Source organism: Paraburkholderia xenovorans (assembly GCF_046030735.1).
Classification (GTDB): domain Bacteria; phylum Pseudomonadota; class Gammaproteobacteria; order Burkholderiales; family Burkholderiaceae; genus Paraburkholderia; species Paraburkholderia xenovorans_A.
On the sequence record NZ_JAQQBV010000012.1, the window covers coordinates 150,000 to 173,431 of the forward strand.

General features: G+C 62.6%; 25 protein-coding genes and 1 tRNA gene. 7 read left to right on the forward strand and 19 right to left on the reverse strand.

What is annotated here, in order from left to right:
* Positions 1–23 precede the first annotated feature (23 nt).
* Complete coding sequence (locus PQQ51_RS14275) at positions 24–284, forward strand: YfhL family 4Fe-4S dicluster ferredoxin (RefSeq protein WP_408497429.1); 261 nt, start codon at positions 24–26, stop codon at positions 282–284.
* 73 nt (positions 285–357) lie between these two features.
* Here the strand turns inward: PQQ51_RS14275 and hisC are convergent, their stop codons facing one another.
* The 8 genes from hisC to PQQ51_RS14315 form a co-directional block, all read right to left on the reverse strand.
* Positions 358–1,437 carry a histidinol-phosphate transaminase gene (hisC, locus tag PQQ51_RS14280; RefSeq protein ID WP_408497430.1) on the reverse strand — a complete coding sequence of 360 codons (1,080 nt, stop codon included), beginning with the start codon at positions 1,435–1,437 and terminating at the stop codon, positions 358–360.
* Between the two features lie 49 nt (positions 1,438–1,486).
* Positions 1,487–2,089, reverse strand: coding sequence for an aminoacyl-tRNA hydrolase (gene pth, locus PQQ51_RS14285; RefSeq protein ID WP_408497431.1), 603 nt, complete (start codon positions 2,087–2,089; stop codon positions 1,487–1,489).
* Positions 2,090–2,228: 139 nt separating this feature from the next.
* The gene (locus PQQ51_RS14290; protein WP_408497432.1) at positions 2,229–2,849 is read right to left on the reverse strand and encodes a 50S ribosomal protein L25/general stress protein Ctc; all 621 of its coding nucleotides are present in this window, start codon (positions 2,847–2,849) and stop codon (positions 2,229–2,231) included.
* Positions 2,850–3,005: 156 nt separating this feature from the next.
* The gene (locus PQQ51_RS14295) at positions 3,006–3,962 is read right to left on the reverse strand and encodes a ribose-phosphate pyrophosphokinase (RefSeq protein WP_006048037.1); all 957 of its coding nucleotides are present in this window, start codon (positions 3,960–3,962) and stop codon (positions 3,006–3,008) included.
* Positions 3,963–4,008: 46 nt separating this feature from the next.
* A tRNA-Gln gene (locus PQQ51_RS14300) sits at positions 4,009–4,085 on the reverse strand.
* A gap of 52 nt (positions 4,086–4,137) precedes the next feature.
* Positions 4,138–5,019: a 4-(cytidine 5'-diphospho)-2-C-methyl-D-erythritol kinase gene (ispE, locus tag PQQ51_RS14305; RefSeq protein WP_408497433.1), complete on the reverse strand. Its 882-nt coding sequence runs from the start codon at positions 5,017–5,019 to the stop codon at positions 4,138–4,140.
* 54 nt (positions 5,020–5,073) lie between these two features.
* Positions 5,074–5,706: a lipoprotein insertase outer membrane protein LolB gene (gene lolB / locus PQQ51_RS14310; protein ID WP_408497434.1), complete on the reverse strand. Its 633-nt coding sequence runs from the start codon at positions 5,704–5,706 to the stop codon at positions 5,074–5,076.
* Positions 5,706–7,547 carry a tetratricopeptide repeat protein gene (locus tag PQQ51_RS14315; RefSeq protein WP_408497435.1) on the reverse strand — a complete coding sequence of 614 codons (1,842 nt, stop codon included), beginning with the start codon at positions 7,545–7,547 and terminating at the stop codon, positions 5,706–5,708. The genes lolB and PQQ51_RS14315 overlap by 1 nt, the downstream gene beginning before the upstream one ends.
* Positions 7,548–7,634: 87 nt before the next feature.
* Between PQQ51_RS14315 and mutM the strand changes: the two genes are divergently transcribed.
* Together mutM and mutY are read left to right on the forward strand one after the other, a co-directional pair.
* Positions 7,635–8,465 carry a bifunctional DNA-formamidopyrimidine glycosylase/DNA-(apurinic or apyrimidinic site) lyase gene (mutM, locus tag PQQ51_RS14320; RefSeq protein ID WP_408497436.1) on the forward strand — a complete coding sequence of 277 codons (831 nt, stop codon included), beginning with the start codon at positions 7,635–7,637 and terminating at the stop codon, positions 8,463–8,465.
* 7 nt (positions 8,466–8,472) lie between these two features.
* Positions 8,473–9,588: an A/G-specific adenine glycosylase gene (gene mutY / locus PQQ51_RS14325; protein ID WP_408497437.1), complete on the forward strand. Its 1,116-nt coding sequence runs from the start codon at positions 8,473–8,475 to the stop codon at positions 9,586–9,588.
* 12 nt (positions 9,589–9,600) lie between these two features.
* On the opposite strand, the gene PQQ51_RS14330 is transcribed toward mutY, so the two are convergent.
* The 11 genes from PQQ51_RS14330 to kdsD form a co-directional block, all read right to left on the reverse strand.
* The gene (locus PQQ51_RS14330; protein ID WP_408497438.1) at positions 9,601–10,236 is read right to left on the reverse strand and encodes an LON peptidase substrate-binding domain-containing protein; all 636 of its coding nucleotides are present in this window, start codon (positions 10,234–10,236) and stop codon (positions 9,601–9,603) included.
* A gap of 39 nt (positions 10,237–10,275) precedes the next feature.
* A complete protein-coding gene (gene rapZ, locus PQQ51_RS14335) occupies positions 10,276–11,169 on the reverse strand; it encodes an RNase adapter RapZ (protein WP_408497439.1) in 894 nt (297 codons plus the stop codon).
* 107 nt (positions 11,170–11,276) lie between these two features.
* A complete protein-coding gene (gene hprK, locus PQQ51_RS14340; protein WP_007179412.1) occupies positions 11,277–12,245 on the reverse strand; it encodes an HPr(Ser) kinase/phosphatase in 969 nt (322 codons plus the stop codon).
* A 127-nt stretch (positions 12,246–12,372) separates the two neighbouring features.
* Positions 12,373–12,888, reverse strand: a complete 516-nt coding sequence (ptsN, locus tag PQQ51_RS14345) for a PTS IIA-like nitrogen regulatory protein PtsN (RefSeq protein ID WP_408497478.1) — start codon at positions 12,886–12,888, stop codon at positions 12,373–12,375.
* Between the two features lie 288 nt (positions 12,889–13,176).
* Positions 13,177–13,533 (reverse strand): ribosome hibernation-promoting factor, HPF/YfiA family, encoded by a 357-nt coding sequence (gene hpf / locus PQQ51_RS14350; RefSeq protein ID WP_408497440.1) that lies wholly within the window; start codon positions 13,531–13,533, stop codon positions 13,177–13,179.
* Positions 13,534–13,703: 170 nt separating this feature from the next.
* Positions 13,704–15,221, reverse strand: a complete 1,518-nt coding sequence (locus PQQ51_RS14355; protein ID WP_408497441.1) for an RNA polymerase factor sigma-54 — start codon at positions 15,219–15,221, stop codon at positions 13,704–13,706.
* A 183-nt stretch (positions 15,222–15,404) separates the two neighbouring features.
* Positions 15,405–16,190 carry an LPS export ABC transporter ATP-binding protein gene (lptB, locus tag PQQ51_RS14360; RefSeq protein WP_408497442.1) on the reverse strand — a complete coding sequence of 262 codons (786 nt, stop codon included), beginning with the start codon at positions 16,188–16,190 and terminating at the stop codon, positions 15,405–15,407.
* Positions 16,187–16,858 (reverse strand): lipopolysaccharide transport periplasmic protein LptA, encoded by a 672-nt coding sequence (lptA, locus tag PQQ51_RS14365; protein ID WP_408497443.1) that lies wholly within the window; start codon positions 16,856–16,858, stop codon positions 16,187–16,189. The genes lptB and lptA overlap by 4 nt, the downstream gene beginning before the upstream one ends.
* Before the next feature lie 20 nt (positions 16,859–16,878).
* On the reverse strand, positions 16,879–17,487 hold the full coding sequence (lptC, locus tag PQQ51_RS14370; RefSeq protein WP_408497444.1) for an LPS export ABC transporter periplasmic protein LptC: 609 nt from the start codon (positions 17,485–17,487) through the stop codon (positions 16,879–16,881).
* Positions 17,484–18,062: a KdsC family phosphatase gene (locus PQQ51_RS14375; protein ID WP_408497445.1), complete on the reverse strand. Its 579-nt coding sequence runs from the start codon at positions 18,060–18,062 to the stop codon at positions 17,484–17,486. The genes lptC and PQQ51_RS14375 overlap by 4 nt, the downstream gene beginning before the upstream one ends.
* Positions 18,062–19,045, reverse strand: a complete 984-nt coding sequence (gene kdsD / locus PQQ51_RS14380) for an arabinose 5-phosphate isomerase KdsD (RefSeq protein WP_408497446.1) — start codon at positions 19,043–19,045, stop codon at positions 18,062–18,064. The genes PQQ51_RS14375 and kdsD overlap by 1 nt, the downstream gene beginning before the upstream one ends.
* 185 nt (positions 19,046–19,230) lie before the next feature.
* Between kdsD and PQQ51_RS14385 the strand changes: the two genes are divergently transcribed.
* The 4 genes from PQQ51_RS14385 to PQQ51_RS14400 all read left to right on the forward strand — a co-directional run bounded on the left by PQQ51_RS14385 (position 19,231) and on the right by PQQ51_RS14400 (position 23,424).
* Positions 19,231–21,234 (forward strand): monovalent cation:proton antiporter family protein, encoded by a 2,004-nt coding sequence (locus tag PQQ51_RS14385; protein ID WP_408497447.1) that lies wholly within the window; start codon positions 19,231–19,233, stop codon positions 21,232–21,234.
* 41 nt (positions 21,235–21,275) lie between these two features.
* Positions 21,276–21,842, forward strand: coding sequence for an adenine phosphoribosyltransferase (locus PQQ51_RS14390; protein ID WP_408497448.1), 567 nt, complete (start codon positions 21,276–21,278; stop codon positions 21,840–21,842).
* A 41-nt stretch (positions 21,843–21,883) separates the two neighbouring features.
* Complete coding sequence (locus PQQ51_RS14395) at positions 21,884–22,498, forward strand: LysE family translocator (protein ID WP_408497449.1); 615 nt, start codon at positions 21,884–21,886, stop codon at positions 22,496–22,498.
* Between the two features lie 77 nt (positions 22,499–22,575).
* Complete coding sequence (locus tag PQQ51_RS14400) at positions 22,576–23,424, forward strand: NUDIX hydrolase (protein ID WP_408497450.1); 849 nt, start codon at positions 22,576–22,578, stop codon at positions 23,422–23,424.
* Positions 23,425–23,432: the final 8 nt, after the last annotated feature.

The following is a 23,432-nucleotide window of genomic DNA, read 5'->3' on the forward strand; positions in this document are numbered from 1 at the left end:
GGCCGGCGTGAAGTGAGAGAAGTATGGCCTTGATGATTACCGACGAGTGCATCAATTGCGACGTGTGCGAGCCCGAGTGCCCGAACGACGCGATTTCGATGGGCCCGGAAATCTATGTGATCGACCCGAAGAAGTGCACCGAGTGCGTCGGCCATTTCGACGAGCCGCAATGCATTCAGGTGTGTCCGGTGGAGTGTATTCCGCGCGACCCGGAGCATCTGGAGACGCCGGACGGGTTGATGGCGAAGTACCACGCGCTACAGGCGGCAAAGGGCACGAGATGAAAAAACGGCGAGGTGTGGACCTCGCCGTTTTTTTGTTCTTCTTTTTCTAGCGTGCAGTATCGCTTTAGTCTCATCAGCCCACGTAAGCGCTGATAATTTCTCGCAGCGCGTTGAGCAGAATGTCGCATTCGGCGTCCGTGCCGATCGAGACGCGCAAATGCTGGTCGATTCTCGGCGCTTTGAAGTGGCGCACAAAAATTTCCTTTTCCCTTAGCCGCGCCGCGAGCATGCCTGCGTCGTAGGCTTCGTGGCGTGCGAACAGCAGATTCGCCGCCGACGGCACCACCTCGAAGCCCTGCGCCGTCAATCCGGCGGCCAGCCGCTCCCGGCTGGCGATCACCTTTGCGCAATTGTCGCGGAACCACGCGTCGTCTTCGTAGGCGGCGGTGGCCGCGACTTGTGCGAGGCGGTCGAGCGGATACGAGTTGAAACTGTCCTTCACGCGGTTCAGCGCGTCGATCAATTCGGGATTGCCGAACGCGAAGCCGACGCGCATTCCGGCAAGCGAGCGCGATTTCGACACCGTCTGGATCACCAGCAGATTCGGATAGCGGTCGATCAGTGCGATCGCAGATTCGGCGCCGAAATCGACATAGGCTTCGTCGATCACGACCACGGAGCTGGCGTGGCGCACCACCAGACGCTCGATGTCGGCCAGCGGCAAAGGACGGCCGGTCGGCGCGTTCGGGTTCGGGAACAGCACGCCGCCGTTGGGCGTGGCGTAGTCGTCGATGTTGATGGCGAAGCTGTCGTCCAGCGCGATCGTCCGGTAGTCGACTTCGAAAAGCCGCGCGTAGGTCGGATAGAAGCTGTAGGTGATGTCCGGGAACAGCAGCGGTTTGTCGTGCTTGAGGAGTGCCTGAAACGCGAGTGCGAGTACCTCGTCCGAACCGTTGCCGGCAAAAATCTGGTCGGCGCGAATGCCGTGATAGGCGGCGACTGTCTCGCGCAAAACGCGCGCCGTCGGATCGGGATAACGACGCAAGGATTCGGCCGTATTGCCGAGTTCGTCGCGGATCGCTTCGAGCACGCGCGGCGACGGCGGATACGGGTTCTCGTTGGTGTTCAGCTTCACCGGATGGGCGAGCGCGGGCTGTTCGCCCGGCACATAAGGCGTCAAGCGGTGGACGATGTCACTCCAGTAGCGGCTCAAGCGGTTCTCCTGATGAGGGGGAAACGGCGAAACGGGCGTCGAAACGCCTTTACGGATTCCGATGCAGTTGCATCATCGCGCGCTCGAGTTCGCCTTTGATGACCTGCGGCATCACGGCAAGCGCACGCTCGATCGACGCATCGATCACGTCCTGCTCTTCTCGCCGCGGCGGCTTCAGCACGTAATTGGCGACGTCCGGCTTGGCGCCGGCCCGCGCACTTTCAGGAATCAGATCACGCGGATGGCCGATGCCGATCCGCAGCCGCCAATACTGTTGCGACGACAGATGCGCGGTGATGTCCTTCAGCCCGTTATGGCCGCCGCTGCCGCCGCCGAGCTTCAGCTTGACGCTGCCGGGCGGCAGGTCGAGTTCATCGTGCGCGACGAGAATCTCGTCGGGCAGAATTTTGAAGAACTGCGCCACGGCCACGACCGATTGACCCGAGCGGTTCATGTAAGTCTGCGGCTCCAGCAGATGCACTTCTTCGCCATGAAGCCGTGCTTTTGCATAGAAGCCGTGGAAGCGCCGCTCGTCGCGCAGCGTCGTGCCGGCTTCGCGTGCGAGTTGGTCGACCAGCCAGAAGCCGGCGTTGTGGCGCGTCGCGGTGTATTCGGCGCCCGGATTGCCGAGCCCGACAATCAGCTTGATCATGGTTGCGTGGGTCCATCGGGCCCGGGCGCCGCACGCGGCCGAGCCAAAAAACGAAAAAAAACCCGCCGGGGAAAACCTCGGCGGGTCACGTCGACCGTTTCATGGAAACGGTTCGAGAGGATTGCTCGCTCAGTGCAGCTTAGGCAGCCGGCGTTTCGCCTTCGCCTGCAGCAGCAGCGTCGCCTTCAGCGATTGCTCCAGCCGGGATCGTTGCAGCTGCGACCACCGGGTTTTCTGCTTCCACGTGAGCAACCAGCGACACGCCTGCCGGCAGCTTCAGGTCCTTCGCGTGAACCGAGTGACCTGCTTCGATCGTCGCGAGGTCGACTTCGATGAATTCCGGCAGTGCCGACGGCAGGCACTCGATTTCCAGTTCATTGATGACGTGCGAGATCACTGCGCTCGACAGCTTGACTGCCGGGTTGGATTCCTGGTTCAGGAAGTGCAGCGGCACCTTGGTGTGCAGCTTCTTCTTCGCGTCGACGCGTTGGAAGTCCACGTGCAGCACGAGCTGACGGAACGGATGGTATTGCACGTCGCGCAGCAGAACCTGTTGCGACTTGCCAGCGACTTCCAGGTCGAGAATCGACGAGTGGAAAACTTCTTTCTTCAGCGCGTGCCAGAGTGCGTTGTGGTCCAGTTCGACCAATTGCGTTTCAGCACCAGCGCCATATACGATGCCCGGGGTCTTGCCCGAGATACGCAGGCGGCGGCTCGCACCCGTACCTTGCAAAGAACGCTCGAAAGCGACTACTTTCATGTTGAATCTCCAATGCACTGCCCGCGACCAGGCAGTAAAAACGGGGCCTCCAAGCCAAAACGGCTGAGGCCCCAGAGCGACGGCACGAACCTTCGTCCGTTCATGCCGATTACGCAAAAGCGCGGCGTGCATAACACGCCGCGCCTTCGCAAATACTTAACTTTCGGCGAACAGCGACATCACCGAATCGCCGCGACGAATTCGCGAGAACGTTTCGGCAAGCAGGCCGGCGCTGGTCAACGAACGGATTTTTGCGCACGAGCGGGCTTCTTCGCCGAGCGGAATCGTGTCGGTGACAACGAGTTCGTCGAGTGCCGAAGCCGCGATACGCTCGCCTGCACCGCCCGACAGAACCGGGTGGGTAGCGTAAGCGAACACCTGCTTCGCACCGCGTTCCTTCAAAACCTGAGCTGCCTTGCAGAGCGTGCCCGCGGTGTCGACCATGTCGTCCATGATCACGCAGGTGCGGCCTTCGACTTCACCGATGATGTTCATCACTTCGGCGACGTTCGCCTTCGGACGGCGTTTGTCGATGATCGCGAGATCGCAATTCAGTTGCTTCGCCAACGCCCGTGCGCGCACCACGCCGCCGACGTCCGGCGACACGACCAGCAGATTCTCGTAGTTCTGCTTGCGCAGATCGCCGAGCAGCACGGGCGTAGCGTAGATATTGTCGACCGGGATGTCGAAGAAACCTTGAATCTGGTCGGCGTGCAGGTCCATCGTGATGATCCGCTCGACGCCGGCGATTTCCAGCATGTTCGCGACGATCTTCGCCGAGATGGCGACGCGCGCCGAACGCGGGCGTCGATCCTGACGGGCATAACCGAAATAGGGGATGGCTGCGGTGATCCGGCCAGCGGATGCGCGCTTGAGCGCATCGACCATGATCATCAGTTCCATCAGATTGTCATTCGCCGGCGCGCAGGTGGATTGCAGGACGAAGACATCCTTGCCACGCACGTTTTCCTGAATCTCGACTTGGATTTCACCGTCCGAGAAACGGCTAACCATTGCTTTGCCGAGGGGAATACCGAGGATTTTGACGACTTCCTGTGCAAGCGCCGGATTTGCGTTGCCAGTAAAAACCATCAGGCCGTCATGGCTGCTCATCGTGCACCTACTTCAGGCTGGGGGCGAGGGGAAATGCGAGAATTTTTGGCAGGGGAGGAAGGAGTCGAACCTTCGAATGCCGGAATCAAAATCCGGTGCCTTAACCAACTTGGCGACTCCCCTACACTAACTTTGAGCTTCACCGAACGTGGAGTTTCGTTCGACGATGCAAAACTTATGACGCGAAAGTAAAGAGTGGGTGCTGATCGAGACCTGCGGTTACTGCGCTGTTCCATTCGCCTGGCAGTTTGGCTTGCACCGCTTCTGCTTCAGCTTTACTACGGAACGCTGCAAAAACACTTGCACCTGATCCAGACATCCGCGCTGGCGCGACGTTTTCAAACCATCGCAGCACTTGCGCTACTTCCGCGTATTTTCCTACGACAACCTGCTGCATGTCATTACGGCCAAAACTTTCCGGCCATTCAGTGTTGCAGCTAAGTTCTGCAGGAAAGTCCGTAATCATGAGGGGCTTTGAATCTCTTGTCAACGCTTTTTCGGAAAAAATCGCTGCAGTCGGAACATGAACCCTCGGCGTTACAACCAGAAAATGCCGCGGCGGCAATTGTACAACGTCCAAAGCCTCTCCGACACCCTGCGCAAACGCATTTTTTCCAAAAACGAAGAAGGGCACGTCGGCGCCGAGCTTCAGTGCGAGCGCCTGCAATTCGAGGCGCGGCAAATCGAGTTTCCAGAGACGGTTCAGCGCAAGCAGCGTGGTGGCCGCGTCCGAGCTGCCGCCGCCGAGACCCGCGCCCATCGGCAGACGTTTCTCGATCCCGATGTCGACGCCTTCGGGCGAACCGGTATGCGTCTTCAGCAAGGTGGCTGCACGCACGGTGAGGTCGTGTTCCGGCGGCACGTCGGCGATTTCGGTACTACGCGTGATGAGGCCGTCGTCACGCCGCGTGAAGTGCAGCGTGTCGCCCCAATCGAGCAACTGGAAGACCGTTTGCAGCGTGTGATAACCGTCCGGCCGACGGCCGGTGATATGCAGGAAGAGGTTGAGTTTCGCTGGCGCGGGACAGTCGCGCAGCGAATCGGTCGTTTCGATCATGATTCCGGATGCATGCGCCAAAGCGGCGCCGAAGAAGCGGCAACGCCGCGCGGGTTACTGATCCAGCACGAGCTTGATGTCGAGCGGCGGTTCCGAACGGCTCAGGTTCAAACGCTTCACGCCGCTTGCCGGCGCGTCCGCATAAGCCAGATAGTCGATCGTCCAGCCGTCCTGCGTGATCTGCTTGAGCCGCGACGGTTGTTCAGGATCTTTCTCGGTTTTCGCGCGCGATGTAGGCGCCGGCGAAGGCTGCAGCCAGTAACGCAATCCTTCGACCGGCAGCGCGAAGCCGAGCGCGTTCTGCATCAGCGTGGACACGTTGTCCGCGGTGATCGGTTGACGGTTCGGCAACTCGAGCGTGGCCGAAGCCGGCGACGACGTCACGATAGCCAGCGTCTGGCCGAGCGGATTGCGCAATTGCAGGGTGACGGTGTCGCCGGTTTCCTGCCACGTGAAGTTGCCGTATGCATTGCGCTGCTGACCGTTCTGATCGTTGTACTGGATCGCGAAGCGGCCCTGATACGAGCGGCTGGTCTGCGCAGTGACCGAAGTGGCGGCGTTCGACGTGGACGGCCCTTGTGGCTTCACCGAAGCACAACCGGCCAGCACGACAACCGCTGCCGCGGCGAACCCGAGCACCGCGCCACGCGGCGCCCGGGGATAAGAGATCAAGCGGGAAAGACGCATCAAAGATCGTTCACCTGAAGACGTTGCAGCGTTTTGACGAGCGTGTCGTTGTCCGGTTCGAGCTTGCGTGCGTCGCGGAAAGCGGCGCGCGCTTCGGCCTGGTCGCCGGTCTTCCACAACACTTCGCCGAGATGCGCGCCGATTTCGGCGTTCGGCTGAAGGTCGTACGCCTTGCGCAGCAGCTTGATCGCGTCCGACGTATCGCCCATCCGGTATTTGACCCAGCCCACGCTGTCCATGATGAACGCGTCGTTAGGCGCGAGCGACGAGGCCTTCTCGACCAGCTTGTCCGCTTCCGGGAGACGCTGGTTGCGGTCCGCGAGCGAATAGCCGAGCGCGTTATAGGCCTGCGGATTGTCCGGCTGCGTTTGGATCAGCTTGCGCAACTGCGCTTCCATCACGTCGTAGTGGCCGGTCTTTTCCGCGGACATCGCGTAGTCGTAGGTCAGATCCGGATCGTCCGGGAACGCGGCCGTGGCCTGCTGCAACGCACTTTCAGCTTCCGGATAGCGTTTCGCGTCGAACAGGATCGCTGCGTCGGTACGGGCGATCAGCGCCTGGTCGCGCGGATCGGGCGCTTGCAGGCTGGCGAGCAGCTTGCGTGCGTCGTCCGTTTTGCCCTGCTTGGCGAGCAATTGCGCGCGCGTGATCTGCGCCGGCACGAATTGCTGGCTCGACGGCGAAACCTTGTTCAGCCAGTCGCTCGCTGCCGCTTCGTTCTTCTGTTCCAGCGACAACTGCGCCAGATAGATGTAAGCCTGACCCGGATCGGCGCCCGGCGTCTTTTCCGCCTGCTGCGCGTATTGCGTGAGGTAGGTCTGCGCTTCGGTGAAATTCTTCTGCTGGATCTTGATCAGCGCGAGCGCCATCAGCGGCGTGAGGTCGTTCGCGTTGTCCTTGTGCATGATCTCGAACTGCTTTTGCGCGTCGTCGAGACGGTCGCTTGCGAGATACATTTGCGCAAGCGCGAGTCGCGCGTCATGCGACTTGGGATTCTGCTGCACATATTTTTCGAGCGACGCGATGCCTTCCTTGCGCTCTTCCGGGCCCATCTGCGACAGCATCAGCGCGGCCGGCAGATAGTCCGGCTTTAGCGTGAGAGCCTGTTCGAGCGACTTGCGCGCGCCCGGCGCGTCGTCCGACACGAGCTGCTGACGGGCGATCGCGAGTTGCGCCTCCGGGCGGTTCATGTCGTTCTTCAGCAGGTCTTGCAGCACGTGCAAACCGCCGATGCGGTTCGGACCGCGCGAGAGCAGCAACTGCAATGCGAGGACCGCGCTGCCGCGATTGTCCGCCGGCACGCGCGCGAGTTCGCGGGCGAGGATCGGCGCGGCGTCGTCAGGTTTGCCGGACAGCACGAGCAGCGATGCGTCGAGTTGCGCGGCGCGTTCGGAGTTCGGCGCATACTGCTGCCACAACTGCGCAGCCGCCAGCGCGTCCGACGGGCTCTGCGCGGCCAGCGCGATTTCCGTTGCGCGTTGCGCCATGCGCGGATCGTGCGTGTCGCGGGCCAGCGCGAGATAGGTTTGATAAGCGGGCGCCGGCTGATCGCGTTGCAACGCGACTTCGGCGGCCAGCACCTGGAAGACGATCTGACTCGACAACTGAATGTTCGGCAGAGCCTTCTGGTCTTCCGCCGACGCGGGGCCGAGCGGGTCCGGCAGGGTGACGGATGTGTCATCCGAATCCGGCGCGGCGTCCTGCGCGTGCGCGGGCATGGCGGCCAGCGCCCAGACTGCAAGCGCTGCGGCACCGAGCATCCGGCGGGCGGACACGGTATGCGGTACACGGGATGCGCTAGCCGGGCGCTTCGAAAACAGCTTCACGAAGGACAAGTTCATGGAAATCCGTTCAATGTTTCGGTCGATTGTAACGCGCTCGCTACAATACGCGCACAACCACTCACGCAAGTTGCAGACCAGTTAGACATGCCAGAGTTGCCAGAAGTTGAGGTTACCCGACGGGGAATCGAACCGTATGTGTCCGGACGCAAGGTGGAGCGCGTCGATGTGCGCACGCCCGCGCTGCGTTGGCCGATTCCCGCCGACCTTGCGAAAACCTTGCGCGGTCACGTGGTTCGCAAGGTCGAACGGCGCGGCAAGTATCTTCTGTTCGAGCTCGACGCCGGCTGGTTCATCGTGCATCTTGGCATGACTGGGACGTTGCGCGTGCTGCGCCATGTGCCGCACCCACCGGCCGCGGCGAAACACGATCACGTCGACTGGATTTTCGACGACTTCATTTTGCGCTATCGCGATCCACGCCGCTTCGGCGCGATCCTGTGGCATCCGCGCGATTCGGGCGACGTGCTCGAGCATCCGTTGCTCGCGAGTCTCGGCGTCGAGCCGTTCTCGCCGGCATTTTCCGGCGCGCTGATGCATCGGCTCACGCGCGGGCGGAAAGTGTCGGTGAAGCAGGCGTTGCTGGCCGGTGAAATCGTGGTCGGCGTGGGCAATATCTATGCGTCCGAAAGCCTGTTTCGCGCGGGCATCCGGCCCACTACGGCAGCGGGCCGCGTGTCGCTCGTGCGCTACGAGCTGCTCGCCGACGCCGTGCGCGTGACGCTCGCCGCCGCGATCGAGAAGGGCGGCAGCACGCTGCGGGATTTCGTCGGCAGTAACGGCGAGAGCGGTTACTTCCAGCTCGACTATTTCGTCTATGATCGCGCGGGGCTGCCATGCCGCGTGTGTGGAACGCCGATCAAACAGATCGTGCAGGGGCAGCGTTCAACTTACTTCTGTCCCACCTGTCAGCGCTAAATTTTTAATGCCTTCTCGTTTAACTCCGTCAGCCGCAGCCAAAGCATCTCCTTCGCCGGTCATGGCCAATTTCTCGGTGCGGCTGATTGCGTGGCAGCGCAAGCACGGTCGTCACGACTTGCCGTGGCAGAACACGCGCGACGCCTATCGGATCTGGTTGTCGGAAATCATGCTGCAGCAGACGCAGGTGTCGACCGTGATTCCCTACTACGCGAAGTTCCTCGCGCGGTTTCCGGATGTCGCCGCGCTGGCGGCCGCTCCCGTCGACGACGTAATGGCGCTGTGGGCGGGCCTCGGCTACTACACGCGCGCGCGCAATCTGCATCGCTGCGCGCAGACGGTGGTCGAGCAGCATGGCGGCGCGTTTCCGGCATCGGTCGAGGAGCTCGCGGAGTTGCCGGGGATCGGCCGTTCGACGGCGGCGGCGATCGCGTCGTTCGCATTCGGCGCACGCGCGACGATTCTCGACGGCAACGTGAAGCGCGTGTTGGCGCGCGTGTTCGGTGTTGAGGGTTTTCCGGGCGAAAAGAAAGTCGAGAATGCGATGTGGACGCTGGCCGAGTCGCTGCTGCCGTCCAATGCATCGGACAACGAGGTCAGCGCGTACACGCAAGGTTTGATGGACCTCGGCGCGACGCTGTGCGTGCGCGGCAAGCCGGACTGTTTGCGCTGTCCGTTCGCGGTCGACTGCGTTGCGAACGTCACCGGACGTCAGCGCGCATTGCCTGCCGCTCGTCCGAAAAAAGCAGTGCCGACGCGCCGCACATGGATGCTGGTTTTGCGCGACGGCAACGCGGTGATGCTGGAGAAGCGTCCGCCGTCAGGAATCTGGGGTGGTCTGTGGAGTTTGCCCGAAGCGCCCGACGAAGCGGCGCTCGCCGCGCGTGCGCGCGACTTCGGCAGCGACGGCACAGTTTCGCCGCTCGCGCCGCTCACGCATGTGTTCACGCATTTCAAACTGGATATCGAGCCGCGTATCGCGGAACTCGATCGCGGCGTGGGCGCGCTCGCAGCATTGGGCGATGCGGACACCGCGTGGGTCGCGCTCAGCGATCTGGACTCGTTCGGCGTGCCGGCACCGGTGCGCAAACTGCTGGACAGTCTGCACGGCTCGCTGCTGTAAAAACGCCCGCGCCTAAAGCAGTTGATGTTGCTGCATATAGTGATGAACCACGTCGATACGTGCGCCGGCGTCCTGCAATTCCATTAGTTTCTGCCGTGCGCGTAGCGCAATCGGCAGCACTTCCGCGAGCCGGTTGGACACCCATGACGGATCTTCGAGTCTGAACGGCTCGGCGAACGGCAGGCTGTCCGGATCGCGTTCGCGGATCGTCGCGATGATCCGTTCGAGCACTTCCGCGCAGGCGCCGAACTTGGCCAACAGTTCGTTGCCTTCGAGCGGCAGGTCGTCGCCGAGATGCTCGGCCATGCCGACCAGCAAACCGCTGCTCTCCACACGGTGCGACAGCAAGCGAAAGCGCCGCGTGCCTCGCGCGCGAATCAGCAGCATGCCGAAGGCTTCGACATCGCATTCGTCGATCTCGGCGAGGCAGCCGATCGATTCGGGCACCGAAGGCTCTTCCGCGCGCGCTACTTCAGCGCCGCTTTTCAGCAGGCACACGCCGAACGGCGTCTTTTCCCGCAGACACTCGCGTGCCATGTCGAGATAGCGCGCCTCGAAGATTTTCAGCGGCAATAAGCCGTCCGGAAACAGCACCGTATGCAGCGGAAACAGCGGCAAATCGGCAAGCACAGGAGAAGTAGAAGACATGGCGCAACGCTTCGAGTTGAGGCCGCGCGATGCGGCCGGTTAAGCCACTAACTTCGATGATTGGTCGGCGTCGACCGGCGCATCGCGATGCCGCACAATCACATTGGCCTCACTTGCGAGACGCGCGGCAAGCGTCTCCGCAATGAACACCGAACGGTGTTGGCCGCCTGTGCAACCGATCGCGACGGTCAGATAACTGCGGTTGTCGTCGCGGAAATGGGGCAGCCATTTGGCAAGAAACTTCTCGATGTCGTCGATCATTTCATGCACGACCGGCAGCGCATCGAGAAAATCCACCACCGGTTTGTCGAGGCCCGTGAGCGGCCGCAATTCGTGATCGTAATACGGGTTCGGCAGCGTGCGGACGTCGAACACGAAATCGGCGTCGAGCGGCACGCCGCGTTTGAAGCCGAACGATTCGAACATCAGCACGAGGCCCGAATCCTTGTGTTCGATGAAGCGCTTGACCCATGCGCGCAGCACGTTCGCGCGCAGATTGCTGGTGTCGATCTGATGGCCGAATTCCGCGAGGCCCGCCACGAGTTCGCGCTCGCGCTCGATCGCTTCGGCGAGCGACGTTAGGAGGCCGACGTCCGCGTCGTGCGCGGTCGAGCCGGACAGCGGGTGACGGCGACGCGTCTCGGAGAAGCGCTGAATCAGCGACTGGGTGCTGGCGTTGAGGAACAGCACGCGCACATCGTGGGCGCGTGACAGGTCGCGGATCATCGCGGGCATTTCGTCGAGCGAAGCGCTCGAGCGCGCGTCGATTGCGACCGCCAGACGTTCTTGTCCGTCCTCGGCGAGGTAGTGGGCGAGTTCCGGCAGGAAGCGCGGCGGCAGATTGTCGACGCAGTAATAACCCGCGTCTTCAAGCGCGTTCAGGGCTACGGACTTGCCGGAGCCGGATATGCCGGTGATCAGGATTATGCGCATGGAGTCGTGAAATCCGTACAGTTCATCATAGCATCTGGTCCCCGTGCGCGTACCCGCGGCCTGCTGGCGGCCGGGGTGCGGCAGTGCGGCTGGGTTAGATCAATGCTTCAGATCAATTTGCCGGGAAACTGGCTGTCGGGGTCCTGCATCGCGAGGCGTTGACGATCCATGAAGTCGCGCAACGTATCGATGCCGCGCAATTGCAGGATCGTGTTGCGTACCGCGGCTTCGACCAGCACCGCGAGGTTGCGGCCGGCCGCCACCTGAATCGTGACCTTGCTGATCGGCAGGCCGAGCACGTCGACGGTCTGGCTTTCGAGCGGCAGGCGCTGGAATTCGCCGTCAGGGCGACGCACCAGTTGCACGATCAATTTGAGCTTCATTTTGCGGCGGACCGCGGTTTCTCCGAAGATCGTCTTGATGTCGAGCAGGCCGAGGCCGCGCACTTCAAGCAGATTTTGCAGCAGCGGCGGGCAACGTCCTTCGACGAAATCCGGGCCGAGGCGCACGAAGTCCACCGCGTCGTCGGCGACGAGCCCGTGGCCGCGGCTGATCAGTTCCAGCCCGAGTTCGCTCTTGCCGAGGCCCGAGTCGCCGGTGAGCAGCACGCCCATCCCGAGGATGTCGAGAAACACGCCGTGCAGCGTGGCGCGCGGCGCCAGAATGCGCGACATGTAAAGGCGCAGGCTGTCGATCACCGCCGCGGCCGACATCGGCGTGGTGAACAGCGGCGTGGACGAGCGCGTGCAGCGAAGCACCAGTTCCGGCGGTGCGGCAACGCCGCCCGCCACCACCAGAAACGGCGGCTCCAACGCAATCAGCTCGGCCATGTGGCGCGAGCGGTCTTCGTCGGTTTGGCGCTTGTAGTAGTCGATTTCGGCGTCGCCGAGCACCTGGATCCGGTTCGGATGGATCAGGTTCAAGTGGCCGACGAGGTCGGCGCTCGAGGTGGCGTTGGCGACGGATTCCGAGGAAAAGCCGCGCTCCCAGCCTTCATGCCCCGTCAGCCAGCTCAGCTTCAGCGTGGCTGCGTTGTCGTCGAAAATGCTTTGGGCGTTGATGCTGGACGTATCCATGAGTCAGTGACTCCAGTGTGGACCGCTTGCCCGGTGAGGACGCGGCCACGCTAACGCGCGACGCGTACCTCGCCCAGGCCAAACCCGCACGCAGCGGGTCACCGGCGTGCGGATAACCGCCGATGCATCAAGGTTGCCACTGAGTGAGCAGGCGATGCAACGCTTCGCGGTTTTCTTCCGTGTGCAGGCGCTCGCGAGTTTCGCGATCGGATAGCAACTGGGCAATTTCCGAAAGAATTTCGAGGTGCTGCTGAGTGGCCTGTTCGGGGACTAGCAGGAAGATCAGCAGCGAGACCGGCTGACCGTCGGGCGATTCGAATGGAATGGGTTCGGCAAGACGGACGAAGGCGGCGAGGGGTTGCTTCAAGCCTTTGATCCGGCCATGCGGAATCGCGACGCCTTCACCAAGCCCTGTCGATCCGAGGCGCTCGCGCGCGAACAGATTGTCAGTGACCGTGCTACGGGCGATGCCGTTCTGGTTCTCGAAGATCAGGCCTGCTTGCTCGAACACCCGTTTCTTGCTGGTGACCGATAGTCCGACGACGACGTTCTCGAGGGGAAGAAATTTGGCTAAACGATTCATGTTGACAGGCGAAAACGTGGCCTGGGTTCTCCTCGCAGGGGCATTTGAGTGGCGTTCCATTCGTTTGATGCTCACGGTGGCATGCGTTGGAGTCCGAAAGCGCAGCACTCCGGCAGACCGCTTGCATTAGAGCTTGCTTGACCCGATGGTAACCGGAACATTATAGAACAGGGTAGCCACCGATGGTGCAGCGCGCCATTCATGCGCTATGGGTTTGTGGCAGTTTTTCGCGAAACGGCGATTCAGGTTGCGTTGCAAGGCGTAAAGAACACCGCCTATAACGAAAAACCGCCCGATGCAGGGCGGTTTGCTGGTCAACGGAAAGCAGGGAAGACCGTGTGAATTCCCTTATTGCGGCGGCACGTCCAGTAGCGGTGCCGGCTGATACTTGATCGCGTCATGCTGATGGCCTTGCAGGCGATCCTTGTGACGGATCACTTGTCGGTCAAGCTTGTCGATCATCAGATCGATCGCAGCGTAAAGGTCGCTGTCACAGCTCTCGACAAAGATGTCCTTGCCCTTCAGATGGAGGTTGATTTCCACCTTTTGACGCTTGTCCTTTTCCTTATGGTTGTCGACCGAGAGGACCACACTGCCGTCGATGACCTGATCGAAATGTCTTAGCACCCTATCCAGTTTGGTGATCACGTATTCGCGCAACGCAGGCGTTACTTCGAGGTGGTGTCCACTGATCTGCAGATTCATAGTGCTTCTCCAAGCTAATGGCCGCTTGGTCCGCACGATGACGTAGGTCCGGTCGATCTGTCGGCTTGCCTGAGTCGTCCCCCGGTGACTGACTTCTGGCAGGTCGCATCGGCCGGCCTGTCCGCCAACTGCGGAGCGGCCGGTAAATGCCCGACGCAGGAAGCGACGGGCTACAGAGACTTGCGCAGGTTGACTGCCGGAATCTTGAGTGCTTCGCGATATTTCGCCACGGTACGCCGTGCGACCACGAAGCCCTGTTCCGCCAGCAGTTCGGCTATGCGGCTGTCTGAGAGAGGCGATTTCGGGTTTTCCGCTCCTATCAGTTGCTTGATGAGCGCACGGATCGCCGTGGAGGACGCCGCGCCGCCTGTGTCGGTTGAAACGTGTGATCCAAAGAAGTACTTAAATTCAAGCGTCCCGAATGGGGTCAGCATGTATTTACCGGTTGTCACACGCGAGACAGTTGACTCGTGTAGGCCCAGCGTATCAGCAATTTCCCGCAAAACCAAGGGGCGCATGGCAATTTCGCCGTGCACAAAAAAGCTCTTTTGACGCTCGACAATAGCCTGCGCAACGCGCAGGATCGTCTCGAAACGTTGCTGGATATTCTTGATCAGCCAGCGTGCTTCCTGCAGTTGCTGGCGCAACGATCCGCTACCCGGATCGCCGCGGTTATTGCGCAGAATATTCGCGTACAGATGGTTGATGCGCAGCTTCGGCACGACTTCCGGGTTGAGTTCGGCCTGCCATCCCTGCGCCGTTTTGCGCACCATGATGTCCGGCACGACGTAGTCCGCTTCGGCCTTGCCGTATGCAGCGCCGGGAAACGGCTCGAGCGAGCGGATCAGCACGTGAGCGTCGCGCAGGTCGTCGTCGTTGGCCTTCAGGTGTTTGCGCAGACGCGTGAAATCGCGCGCCGCGAGCAGTTCCAGATGGTGCGCGACAATTTCGAGCGCAAGCGTGCGGGTCGCGGAAGAGGGCAGCCGCAGCAGTTGCAGCTTCAGACACTCGGACGCGGAACGCGCGCCGACCCCGGCCGGGTCGAAGCTATGCAGCAGCGCGAGCGCCGCGTTCATTTCGTCGAGGTCGACTTCGAGTTCTTCCGGCAGATCGGTCAGCACTTCTTCGAGCGTGGCGGCGAGGTAGCCGTCGTCGTCGAGCGATTCGATCAGGAAGGTGATCAGCGCCCGGTCGCGCTGGCTTGCCTGGGTGACGCGCAATTGCGCCATCAGGTGATCGCGCAGCGAGGTGCTCGATTCGTGGATTTGCAGCGGCGGCAGATCGTCGTCGTCCGACGCGTTGCCGGAGCGGCCATAGTCGTCGAGGTTCCACTGCGATGCGTCGCCGTTGCTGTCGCCGGACATCCCGTTGTATTCGTCGACGCCTTGTGGCTCGCCGTTTTCGGCGCGCTCGCTGCTGCTGGACGACGAAGACGACGAGTTGCCGCCCATCTGATCCAGCGGTGGCGACGAGTTGGGCGCCTGAGCGATCAGCGAGCCGTCCGCCGCCACACGCAAGGGGCTCGCGATCCAGTCGTCCTCGTTCTCGAGGAGCGGATTCTGCGAGATCGCCATTGCGACTTCCTGCTGCAGTTCGAGCGTAGACAACTGTAGCAGCCGGATGGACTGCTGCAGTTGCGGGGTCAGCGCAAGATGCTGCGATAGGCGGAGTTGGAGGCTGGCTTTCATGGCAAGTTGAGATTCATTGTAGAGAGTTTGCCACGACCGCGATACCTTGCGACACCCGCAAAAACGCGCGCGCCCTTTTTAGGCGGCGCAAAGCGGGCCGGTGCCGGTCAAAAGTGCGGATGTGCGCCTGCCGCAAGGAAGCCGGTGGATGCGTGCTCGCATCGCCGGCATTCCTTGGTGCGCTTACATGCGGAAGTGTTCGCCGAGATAGACTCGCCGCACGCTTTCGTTTTCGATGATTTCGCTGGGCGCGCCGGAGGCCAGCACGCTGCCGTCGCTGATGATGTACGCGTGATCGCAGATGCCGAGTGTTTCGCGCACGTTGTGATCGGTGATCAGCACGCCGATATTGCGTTGCTTCAGGAACTTGACGATCTTCTGGATTTCCAGCACCGCGATCGGATCGACGCCCGCGAACGGTTCGTCGAGCAGAATGAAGCTCGGATTGGTAGCGAGCGCGCGGGCGATTTCAACCCGCCGGCGTTCGCCGCCCGACAGCGACAGCGCCGGATTCTCGCGCAGGTGAGCGATCTGCAGTTCGTCGAGCAACGCCTCGGTGCGGCTCGTGATCGCGTCTTTGCCGAGCCGCTTGCCGTTGTCTTCGTGCTGCAATTCCAGCACCGCGCGAATGTTTTCTTCGACGGTGAGCTTGCGGAACACCGACGCTTCCTGCGGCAGATACGACAAACCCAGCGATGCGCGTTTGTGGATCGGCAGCAGGCTGATCGATTTGCCGTCCAGATCGATTTCGCCCGCGTCGAGCGGCACGAGGCCGACGATCATGTAGAACGAGGTGGTTTTGCCGGCGCCGTTGGGTCCGAGCAGTCCGACCACTTCGCCGCTTTTCACGTCGAGCGAGACGTCTTTGACGACCGTGCGCGAACCGTAGCGCTTCTTCAGGTTGCGCACCACCAGCGAACTGCTGGTGCCGGCCGGCTTGCGATTGGGGAGAGACGCGGAGGTGCTCACTGGTTCGGCGCTCCCTGGATCGTCGTGGACGGCGCGAGCGTGGCCGACGCACCGGTGAGCGGCGCCGCGCCGCCGTTGCGCGGCGCCAGCATCGCGCGCACGCGGCCGGTGGGGTTGCCCGGACCGGCGACATCCTTGCCTGCCTTCGCCGTGTAGAAGTCGTTCTGGCCGTCGTATGTGATCACGCTGCCGTGCACCTGGTCCATCACGGTCGAGAGGCCTTGCAGGCGTTTGACGGTGGCATTGGTGGTGAGCGTGGTGAGATCCTGCTTGCCGTCGTAGTCGATACGGACTGCCGTGCCTTCGATGTATTCGTCGAGACCTTCGCGTTTCTGGCGGAAATACGACAGATTGCCGCCGGTCGAGGTGCCGGTCGCGTACTGATAGCCCTGCGGGTCTTGCGTCACTTCGACGCGATCGGCCTTGATCACGATCGTGCCTTTGGTGGCGACCACGTGGCCGGTGAAAATGTTGACCTGTTTCAGGTCGTCGTAAGTCATGTTGTCCGCTTCGACGTTCAGCGGCTTGTCCTTGTCGGCACGGTCCGCGTGCGCGAGCGGCGCGAAGCCGGCGAGCGGCAATGCGACGAGCAGCGCAGCGAGTCCGGCGCGGCACGCGGACAGGGTGCGCGAGCGGCCGGTATCAAAACGGGGGAACGATTCGTTCATGCAGTCACGCCTGGAATGGATTACCCGGGTTGCTTGGGCGAGCTGACTGCGCCTTCGGAAGCGGCGATGGAGCCCTTCACGTTGCCGAACAGCTGCATCACCCGGGTGACGTTGTTGTAGTTCATGCCGCTGGCAGTCATCACCGACATGCCGCGCTGAAGTTTAACCGGCTTTTCGGTCTCGATCACATCGTCGTTGACCAGCACCCTAAAATGCTGCGAATCCGCTTGCATCTGCGGATCGCCGTAGCCGGCGGCGCGCAAAATGCGCGCATTGTCGTACAGATCGACGATCGACGCGTCGCCGTTCACCTTGCCGGTGTCGCCGGTCGCGGTGACGATCGGCTTGCCGGGCTGGAACGCGCGCATGGCCGGCTTGACCAGATCGCTGAGTTCGTCGTCTTCGTAGTGAATCAGCGATTTGGCGGTCAGGCGGTATTGCGTCGAGCCCGATTGATCGAGTTCGGAAACCGAGAAGTTGTCCGCGAAATAATCGGGCGTGTGCTCCTTCGGGCGCACCAGGCCTTCGTTCTGTCGCGGCAAGGTGGCTTGCAACAGCCACCATGTGATACCGGCGAGCGCCGCCATCGCGACGAGCGGAATCAGCGAGGTCAGGCGAAACTGGTTCATCCGACGAGGCCTCGCTGCTCACCGCTGCATGCCGCCGCGAGCAATGCTTCGTATTTGTTCTGCGCGCGCAGCAGCGTGTCGACTAGTTCGCGCGCCGCGCCGTGGCCGCCGCGTGCTTCGCTGACCCAATGGGCGCGCGCGATCACTTCCGGATGCGAATTGGCCGGCGCCGCCGCGAAGCCGACCTTCAGCATCACACCGAGGTCGACCCAGTCGTCGCCCATGTAGCCGCATTGTTCCGCGGTCAGTCCGGTTTGCTCGAGCAGCTCCGCGAACGCCTTGGGTTTGTCCTGCACGCCCTGATAGACGTGGCTCACATTCAGGTCCTTCACCCGGGTCGCGACGATGCCCGACTTGCGCCCGGTGATGATTGCCGTGTCGATGCCGGCCTCGCGCAGCAGCTTCATGCCGTGGCCGTCCATCGAGTTGAACGCTTTCATCGTGTCGCCTTCCGCCGTGAACAGCAGGCCGCCGTCGGTCAGCACGCCGTCGACGTCGAAAATCATCAGCTTCACGCGGCTCGCGCGTTCAGTGGCGGTAGGGGAGACAGAAGCGGAAGCGGGCGCGGCAGCCATCAGATCACCTTCTTCGAGAACAGGTCGTGCATGTTGAGTGCGCCGATCAGCTTGCCTGCTTCGTCGACGACCAGCATCTGATTGATGCGGTGGCGCTCCATCAGTTCCACGGCTTCGACGGCGAGCTGGTCCGGACCGATGGTGCGTGGGCCCGAGGTCATCACCGAGCCGATCGGTAGATTGCGGAAATCGCCGTCGCGTTCGAGCACGCGGCGCAGGTCGCCGTCGGTGAAAATTCCGCTCACGCGGTCTTCAGGATCGACGATCGCCGTCATGCCCATGCGCTTGGCGGTCAACTGGAACAGTGCGTCGCGTACGGTGGCCTCGGCGGTGACTTTCGGCACCTGCTCGCCGGTGCGCATCACGTCGCGCACGTAAGTCAGCAGACGCCGGCCGAGCGCGCCGCCCGGATGCGAGCGCGCGAAATCGTCGCGGCCGAAGCCGCGTGCTTCGAGCACGACGACCGCAAGCGCGTCGCCGAGCGCGAGCGCGGCGGTGGTGCTGGCGGTGGGCGCGAGATTCATCGGGCAGGCTTCTTTCGCGACCGCGGAATTCAGATGCACGTCGGCCAGTTGTGCGAGACTCGACGACGGACGGCCTGTCATTGCAATCAGCTTCGCGCCGAGCCGCTTGATCAGCGGCAGGATCGCGACGAGTTCTTCGGTTTCACCGGAATTGGACAGCGCGACGAACACGTCGTCCGAGGTGACCATGCCGAGATCGCCGTGACTGGCTTCCGCCGGATGGACGAAGAAAGCGGGAGTGCCGGTGCTGGCGAGCGTGGCCGCCAGCTTGCGCGCGACGTGGCCGGACTTGCCGATGCCGGAAACGACCACGCGCCCACGGCAACCCAAGATGAAATCGACCGCCCCGACGAAACCCTCGTCGAGTTGATCGCGAAGCGCGCGCACGGCGTCCGCTTCGATGTCGAGCACGTCGCGAGCGAGCTCGAGTGCCCGGTCGCCATTGATTTTCGCTATCATTCGCGGAGTATAGCAAAGGCGCTTGTTCGCCGCGCCGGGCCTGCTGTGCCAAGCCGCTGCTTTTGTCGCTGCCTTTATTGCGCGCCTCATCGCGCTTTTTACCGGCCCCTCAACCTTGTCGCACAACGCTTTTCGTGCGCGGTTCCGCTGACGAACGAGGACGCTTCACCCATGCGTGTTTGCCGATGATTTCCCCGCTCGAAATGACGCTATTCCTGCTGCTGGCTTCAGTGGCAGGCGTCGTGCTGTTTCGCTTTCTGAATCTTCCGCCGATGCTCGGCTACCTGACGGTCGGCATCGTCGTCGGGCCGCACGCGTTCGGTCTGATTCCCGATTCCGCGGGCGCGCAGAACCTCGCCGAATTCGGCGTCGTGTTCCTGATGTTCTCGATCGGTCTCGAGTTTTCGCTGTCCAAGCTGCGCTCGATGCGCCGGCTCGTGTTCGGCCTCGGCCTGTTGCAGGTGATCGGCACGATTGCGGTGGCGGTCTCGCTAGGCTTCGTGCTCGAGCGCTGGGTGCACATCACGTGGCAGGCGAGCGTCGCGCTGGGCGGCGCGCTCGCAATGTCGTCGACGGCGATCGTCAGCAAGATGCTCGCGGAGCGGCTCGAGATCGAGACGGAGCACGGCCGCAATATTTTCGGCGTGCTGCTGTTCCAGGATCTGGCGGTGGTGCCGCTCCTGATCGTGATCGCGGCGCTTGGCGGCGATTCGAAAGACCTCGTCAGCGCGTTGGGCGTGGCGGCGATCAAGATCGTGGTGGCGTTGGCGCTGCTGCTGATCGTCGGGCAGCGCTTCATGACGCGCTGGTTCAACGTGGTCGCGCGGCGCCGTTCGCAGGAACTGTTCATTCTGAATCTGTTGCTGGTGACGCTCGGCGCCGCGTTCATCACCGACAAATTCGGCTTGTCGCTCGCGCTCGGCGCGTTTATCGCCGGCATGCTGATCGCCGAGACGCCTTACCGGCATCAGGTGGAAGAGGACATCAAGCCGTTTCGCGACGTGCTGCTCGGGCTCTTCTTCATCACGACCGGCATGCTGCTGAATCCGCGCGTGATCTGGGAGCATCCGTTTATCGTGCTCGGTTTCCTCGTCGGCCCGATCGTGTTGAAGGCGGTGATGGTGACGGCGCTGTCGCGTCTGTTCGGCGCGTCGCCGGGCGTTGCGATGCGCACCGGTATCGGTCTCGCGCAAGCCGGCGAATTCGGCTTCGTGCTGCTGAATCTGATTCTCGACAAGCATCTCGTCGACGCCACGCTCCTGCAGGCGATTCTCGCCGCGATGCTGTTGTCGATGCTGGCCGCGCCGTTCATGATCCAGAACGCCGATCGGATCGTGCTGCGTTTGTCGTCGACTGAATGGATGATGCAGTCGTTGCAAATGACGCGGATCGCGACGCAAAGCCTGAAGCAGAGCGGTCACGTGATCATTTGCGGTTACGGCCGGGCCGGACAGAATCTGGCGCGCATGCTCGAACACGAAGGGCTGTCGTACGTCGCGCTCGACCTCGATCCCGATCGCGTGCAGGCGGCCGCCGCTGCCGGCGAATCGGTGGTGTTCGGCGATGCCGGCCGGCGCGAATCGCTGCTCGCCGCCGGGATTCACCGCGCGGCGGCGATCGCGATCACGTACGCGAATACGCCGTCCGCGCTGCGCGTGCTGCACAACATTCACGAGATGGAGCCCACGCTGCCGGTGATCGTGCGTACCGTCGACGATGCCGATCTGGAAAAGCTGCTGGCCGCCGGCGCGACCGAAGTGATTCCGGAAATCGTCGAGGGCAGCCTGATGCTGGCGTCGCACACGCTGGTGGTGATGGGCGTGCCGATGCGGCGCGTGGTGCGGCGGGTCGAGGAAATGCGCGACGAGCGCTATGCGCTGTTGCGCGGCTATTTTCACGGCGCGGACGACGTCGACGACGACGACAGTCACGAACAGGTGCGGCTACAATCGGTGCCGGTCGACGTCAATGCGGACGCCGTGGGCCGGACGCTGGCCGAGCTGGGCCTGTTCGATCTCGGTCTGGAGGTGACGGCGATTCGCCGCCACGGCATTCGCGGCGTCGAGCCCGATCCGTCGACCAAGCTGCGCGCGAGCGACATCGTCGTGCTGCGCGGGCTGCCCGAACAGCTGGCCGAAGCCGAAGAGTTGCTCTCAAAACATCGCCGTGCGGGCGCCGCCGCGGCTTAACGCATCACCTGAGCATCACCCGATGCCGATCCGGAGACATCATGTCCAACGCGCTCCAGAGCGCGCCGCTCGATGCGGCCGACTACGTCAAAAGCCATATCCGCACGGTGCCCGACTGGCCGCAACCGGGCGTGCAGTTTCGCGACATCACGCCACTTCTGCGGGAGCCGAAGTCGCTGCGCGTGCTGATCGATCTGTTCGTGCAGCGCTATATCGACGCGAAGCTCGACTACATCGCCGGGCTGGACGCGCGCGGTTTCATCATCGGGCCGATTCTCGCGTATGAACTGAACCTCGGCTTCATTCCGATCCGCAAAGAAGGCAAGCTGCCGTACAAGCGGCTCGCGCAATCGTACGACCTCGAATACGGCACCGCGACGGTCGAGATTCACGAGGACGCCTGCAAGCCCGGCGACCGCGTGGTGATCGTCGACGATCTGATCGCGACCGGCGGCACGATGATGGCCGGCAAGATACTGCTCGAGCGGCTCGGCGCGGAGGTGGTCGAGGGCGCGGCGATCATCGATCTGCCCGAGCTCGGCGGCTCGAAACTGCTGCGCGACGCAGGTTTGCAGCTTTATACGGTGACCGGATTCGAAGGTCATTGAGCCGCGCATTTCTTCTTGGACACCGGTAGAAGGTAACAACGATGCCGAACTTCCTGCTGTTTCTCGCCACCTCGATCGCCATCACGATGGCGCCCGGCCCCGACAATCTGCAAGTGCTCGCGCGCGGTATCTCGCAGGGCCGCGCGGCGGGACTCGTTGCCGCGCTCGGCTTTGCCGCCGGCATTACGTTTCACACCACGCTGGCCGCGCTAGGTGTCGCCGCGTTGCTGCGTTCCTCGCCGCTCGCGTTCGAAGCGATCAAGCTCGCGGGCGCCGCGTATCTGATCTGGATCGGCATCAAGGCGCTGCGCAGCCAGGGGCTCGCCACCGCGCACGAGCGCGCGCCGCAACCGTTGATGGCGGTGTTCCGTCAGAGCGTGCTCGGCAATCTGCTGAATCCGAAGGTCACGCTGTTCTTTGTCGTATTCCTGCCGCAGTTCGTGCAGCCGCATGGTTCGCAAAGCGTCACGCTGCAGATGCTCGAACTCGGCGTGCTGTTCATGCTGCAAACCGTGGTGGTGTTTTCGCTGTTCGGCGTGTGCGCGGGAATGATCGGCGGCTGGTTGAAGCGCCGGCCGCGCGTGGGCGTGTGGCTTGACCGGCTCGCCGGCGCGACCTTCATTGCGATCGGGATTCGCGTGGCTTTGCGTGATTGACGCGTTTTGGGCGCGTGTCGGGGCGTGTCTGGACGTGTCTGTGCTCGCGGCCGAAGAAGAACAGTTTGGAGTTTTGAATGACTTTGCCTTGCATCACCGCCGCGCGCCGCTTCGACGTTCACGCGCATCTGCCGTTCTGGATCGAAGGCGAGCAGGTCGGCTGGATCCGTTCGGCCGATGTGCGCCTGCTCGCGCGCTGGCCCGATGTGTTCGACATCGACGCGGCCCGCGTGATGCTCGCCGCGGCGTTCGACACCGTCGATCTGCGTAGCGCGGCGCTCGGCTCGGTGATCGGTGCGCTCGCTGCCGAGGGGCGCATCCCCGGCTGGCGCAACGAGACCTACGCGATCCGCAACGCGTTCGATGCGCCGCCGCTCGCGTACATCGAACGCGCGGCTTCGCGTTTCTTCGGCACGCTGACCTACGCGGTGCATCTGAACGGCGTCGTAGAATACGCCGACGGCGCGCCGCAATTGTGGATCGCGCGCCGCAGCGACACCAAGGCGACCGACCCCGGTATGCTCGACAATGTCGTCGCGGGCGGGATCGGCTGGGGCTTCGGCATCGAGGCGACGATTGTCAAGGAGTGCTGGGAAGAAGCCGGTATTCCCGAGGAGATTGCCGCGCGCGTGGTGGCAGGCCGCACGGCGCATGTGCTGCAATCGCTGCCGGAGGGGACGCAGGCCGAACAGATCTTCATCTACGACCTCGCGCTGCCGGCCGATTTTGCGCCGCGTAATCAGGACGGCGAAGTGGGTGAGCACCGGCTTGCGCGCATCGACGAAGTGGCACGCTGGATCGAAGAAGGCGCCATGACGGTGGATGCGAGTCTCGCCACGCTGGATTGTCTGCTACGCCGCCGCTGGATCGACGACGACGCGTGCGCAGGCATCGAGCCGCTGTTTGCGCCGCCCGCGTCGGCTTGATTGAACAT

Bases quoted from the DNA above. Each gene is read 5' to 3' on its own strand.
- mutM (WP_408497436.1), top strand. From the start codon at position 7,635: ATGCCAGAGTTGCCAGAAGTTGAGGTTACCCGACGGGGAATCGAACCG.
- PQQ51_RS14330 (WP_408497438.1), bottom strand. From the start codon at position 10,236: ATGTCTTCTACTTCTCCTGTGCTTGCCGATTTGCCGCTGTTTCCGCTG.
- lptC (WP_408497444.1), bottom strand. From the start codon at position 17,487: ATGAACCAGTTTCGCCTGACCTCGCTGATTCCGCTCGTCGCGATGGCG.
- PQQ51_RS14400 (WP_408497450.1), top strand. From the start codon at position 22,576: ATGACTTTGCCTTGCATCACCGCCGCGCGCCGCTTCGACGTTCACGCG.
- lptA (WP_408497443.1), bottom strand. From the start codon at position 16,858: ATGAACGAATCGTTCCCCCGTTTTGATACCGGCCGCTCGCGCACCCTG.
- PQQ51_RS14315 (WP_408497435.1), bottom strand. From the start codon at position 7,547: ATGAACTTGTCCTTCGTGAAGCTGTTTTCGAAGCGCCCGGCTAGCGCA.
- mutY (WP_408497437.1), top strand. From the start codon at position 8,473: ATGCCTTCTCGTTTAACTCCGTCAGCCGCAGCCAAAGCATCTCCTTCG.
- PQQ51_RS14390 (WP_408497448.1), top strand. From the start codon at position 21,276: ATGTCCAACGCGCTCCAGAGCGCGCCGCTCGATGCGGCCGACTACGTC.
- pth (WP_408497431.1), bottom strand. From the start codon at position 2,089: ATGATCAAGCTGATTGTCGGGCTCGGCAATCCGGGCGCCGAATACACC.
- rapZ (WP_408497439.1), bottom strand. From the start codon at position 11,169: ATGCGCATAATCCTGATCACCGGCATATCCGGCTCCGGCAAGTCCGTA.
- hpf (WP_408497440.1), bottom strand. From the start codon at position 13,533: ATGAATCTGCAGATCAGTGGACACCACCTCGAAGTAACGCCTGCGTTG.
- PQQ51_RS14290 (WP_408497432.1), bottom strand. From the start codon at position 2,849: ATGAAAGTAGTCGCTTTCGAGCGTTCTTTGCAAGGTACGGGTGCGAGC.
- hprK (WP_007179412.1), bottom strand. From the start codon at position 12,245: ATGGATACGTCCAGCATCAACGCCCAAAGCATTTTCGACGACAACGCA.
- PQQ51_RS14275 (WP_408497429.1), top strand. From the start codon at position 24: ATGGCCTTGATGATTACCGACGAGTGCATCAATTGCGACGTGTGCGAG.
- PQQ51_RS14375 (WP_408497445.1), bottom strand. From the start codon at position 18,062: ATGGCTGCCGCGCCCGCTTCCGCTTCTGTCTCCCCTACCGCCACTGAA.
- PQQ51_RS14295 (WP_006048037.1), bottom strand. From the start codon at position 3,962: ATGAGCAGCCATGACGGCCTGATGGTTTTTACTGGCAACGCAAATCCG.
- PQQ51_RS14395 (WP_408497449.1), top strand. From the start codon at position 21,884: ATGCCGAACTTCCTGCTGTTTCTCGCCACCTCGATCGCCATCACGATG.
- ptsN (WP_408497478.1), bottom strand. From the start codon at position 12,888: ATGGAACGCCACTCAAATGCCCCTGCGAGGAGAACCCAGGCCACGTTT.
- PQQ51_RS14355 (WP_408497441.1), bottom strand. From the start codon at position 15,221: ATGAAAGCCAGCCTCCAACTCCGCCTATCGCAGCATCTTGCGCTGACC.
- PQQ51_RS14385 (WP_408497447.1), top strand. From the start codon at position 19,231: ATGATTTCCCCGCTCGAAATGACGCTATTCCTGCTGCTGGCTTCAGTG.
- kdsD (WP_408497446.1), bottom strand. From the start codon at position 19,045: ATGATAGCGAAAATCAATGGCGACCGGGCACTCGAGCTCGCTCGCGAC.
- lolB (WP_408497434.1), bottom strand. From the start codon at position 5,706: ATGCGTCTTTCCCGCTTGATCTCTTATCCCCGGGCGCCGCGTGGCGCG.
- ispE (WP_408497433.1), bottom strand. From the start codon at position 5,019: ATGATCGAAACGACCGATTCGCTGCGCGACTGTCCCGCGCCAGCGAAA.